We start from the raw sequence: 2,672 nt of genomic DNA, 5'->3' as shown, positions 1-2,672 counted from the left end.
CCAGCGATTTCGCAAACCCACCCGGCAGAGTTGCCCAAGCAGTTGAGCCAGCGGTGTTTGTCGGCGAGCGGGGGTTAGGGGTCATTTTTGCAAATCTTCGAAAGGTCTTGACACGGAGGATATCTGACACTACAATTAGTGTCATATGGCTCGACCCCGTTCCGCCCCAGATCCCGACCTCCAGCGTCGTGGGCGACTCGTTCGTAGCCTGGGGGCGCTGCGGGACATGCTCCCGGGCTCCTTCGTCGAGCGCCAGCGGAGGTGCGGTCAGCCCAACTGCCGCTGCGCCGATGGGCAGAGCCTCCACACCCAGTTCCAGCTCTCGGTGCTCATCCAGGGGCAGCCCCAAGCCTTCCACGTCCCCGCCCGGCTGGCCGCCGTGGTGCGCCAGCACGTGGAATTGCGCCAACGCTTTGAGGCGGCCGCGGCCGCGATCTGCCAGATCAATCTGCGGCGGTGCCTGCAGCAGAGACGGCAGGGCTGACCCGTGCGCCGGCACGCGTGTGAAGTCTACCTCGAGAAGGTGTTTGACTTCTCGGCCCAGGTCCAGGCGCTGCCCGAAGCCCGTCAGTCTCCGCGCCACCCGTGGCCGAAGATCTTCCACGCGGTGTTTCTGGGCGCCGCCTGCCAGTTCCCCACCCTGCACCGCCTCGAGGCCGAGTGCCGCACAGGCGTGCTGGCCACGCGCCTCGGCCCGCTCAGCGAAGACACCATCGGCTACGCCCTGGCGCGGCAAGGGGCGGAGCCCATCTTCCACCTGGGGTGTCAGATCGCCCGCCAACTCCAGCGCAACGGCGTCCTGCGCTCCGCGTGGGCCCGGGGCCGCATCGTGGCCAGCGTGGATGGGATCGAGATCTGCCGCTCCTTCGTCCGGTGCTGTGATCAGTGCCTGGCGCGCAAGGGGCGGCACCAGGTGGCGGGCGTGGACCGGGAGGACATCCAGTACTACCCATCGCCTGGTCGCCGTGATGGTGGTGAGCGCGGCCTTCCCCGTGCCGCTGGGGCTGCGGTTTCTGCGGCCGGGCGAAGAGGAGGTCGGACCGGCCGGCGCCCTGCTCGCGGACTCGGTCGAGCACCTCGGGCGGCGGTTCGTGGACACTCTGGTCGCCGATGCCGTCTATCTGCAGCGGCCCTTCGTGCCCCGGGTCGAGCAGCTGGCGTGGGAGTGGGTCTTCACGGTGAAAGAGAATCAGCCCGACCTGGTGGCCGAAGCTGCCCGGCTGACTACCCGGCCGCCGGACCAGCTCACCTCCGAGCCCGACCAGGACCTGGAGCTGGGGCATGCCCCGGAGGTCTACTGGCCCGTCGCGGATCGCGCGGTGCGCGTCGTCAAGGCGGTGCGCACGCGCCGCAAACGCCAGGTCACGGTGCGCCGCGGACCAGCGGCGAAGCGGTGCCACTGCAAGGCACCGGTCAGCGAAACCAGCACCAATTACTACGCCACCAACCTGGACCTGGGCCACATCCCGCCCCAGTTCATCTATGCCCTCGGGCGCAGCCGCTGGCGGACTGACGCCGAGGTGTTCCAAACGCTCACCACGGATTGCCACTTGAAGCGGCCCTCCGTGCATCAGCATCGGTACCAGGCGCTCGTGCTGCTGACCATGCTCCGGGTGCTCGCCTATCTGCTCAGCCTGGTTTTCTATCACCGTCAAATTCGCAGTCACGTGCGCGGTCGGGCGATCGGCTTTTCGGAGTTCGCCCGCGAGCTGGGGTATCGTTTCCTGCGGCTGCGCTTCGATAGCAGCTGAAACCCGGCCTCCCACCGGGGCTCGTCGGCGTCCCGTTGCGTAGGACGCAGGGAGATCTCTTCTCTCAAATCGGGGCCTTGTTGTCCAAGGCCTCCATTCTCCCGCCGTCACACTCCGACAGCCCTTTGCAAGATCGATCCCTCCTCGCAGCGCTCAGTAGGCCTCACCAACACATCGACTTCACCCGCTAGAATGTCGGTTTGCGAAATCACTGGGTGAATCGCGTTGACTCTCGACAGCCCCTGTGCCAATCTTCCACCGTTTCCCCTTCCCACGGAGGCTCCCATGCTGATCGTGGTGCCGGATGACAACCCGCCTGTGATGGCAGGCACGCCCGCCCTGGAACGCTTGCGACGAGTGGGCGAGGTTCGCCTGTACGACTCGGACGCCACCGATCCCCAGGTGCTTTCGAGCCGGCTGCAAGCCGCCGAGGTCGCCGTGAACATTCGCGGGCGGACCCAGTTCACATCCGAGGTTCTAGCGGCTTGCCCCAAGCTCCGCATCATCGCCATCTGGGGGACGGGAACGGATAACGTGGATCTCAAGGCAGCAGCAGCCCGCGGGATCACTGTGACCAACACCCCAGGGGCCAACGCCGTCGCCGTAGCCGAACACACCGTGGCCTTGATGCTGGCCCTGGTAAAGCAGCTTGCTCCAGCGGATCAAGGTGTCCGGCAGGGCGGCTGGCCGAGAAATCTGGTCCCCCAGCTCCGGGGAAAACGTCTCGGCATCATCGGAACGGGCCTGATCGGGCGCGAGGTCGCCGCCATGGGCAGGGGTTTGGGTCTGAACGTGGTGGCCTGGACGTTTCATCCAGACCAAAAGTTGGCCGCCGCGCTCGGTCTGCGATACATCGACCTACCCGAGCTGCTTCGGACGGCGGACTTTGTCTCCCTCCATCTCCGTGCGACGCCGGAGACG

3 protein-coding genes are annotated in these 2,672 nt (G+C 66.5%); all 3 read left to right on the top strand.

Annotated features, from left to right (window positions below):
* Nucleotides 1–145: 145 nt before the first annotated feature.
* Nucleotides 146–484, top strand: coding sequence for a DUF6788 family protein (locus VEG08_10700; protein ID HXZ28455.1), 339 nt, complete (start codon nucleotides 146–148; stop codon nucleotides 482–484).
* A gap of 481 nt (nucleotides 485–965) precedes the next feature.
* Nucleotides 966–1,751: a hypothetical protein gene (locus VEG08_10695; GenBank protein HXZ28454.1), complete on the top strand. Its 786-nt coding sequence runs from the start codon at nucleotides 966–968 to the stop codon at nucleotides 1,749–1,751.
* 285 nt (nucleotides 1,752–2,036) lie between these two features.
* Nucleotides 2,037–2,672, top strand: a 636-nt coding sequence (locus tag VEG08_10690; GenBank protein HXZ28453.1) for an NAD(P)-dependent oxidoreductase, incomplete at its 3' end; no start/stop codon positions are given.

It is taken from the genome of Terriglobales bacterium (assembly GCA_035624475.1).
GTDB lineage: Bacteria > Acidobacteriota > Terriglobia > Terriglobales > Acidobacteriaceae > DASPRL01.
This window is presented reverse-complemented; position numbering and strand designations above follow the sequence as displayed.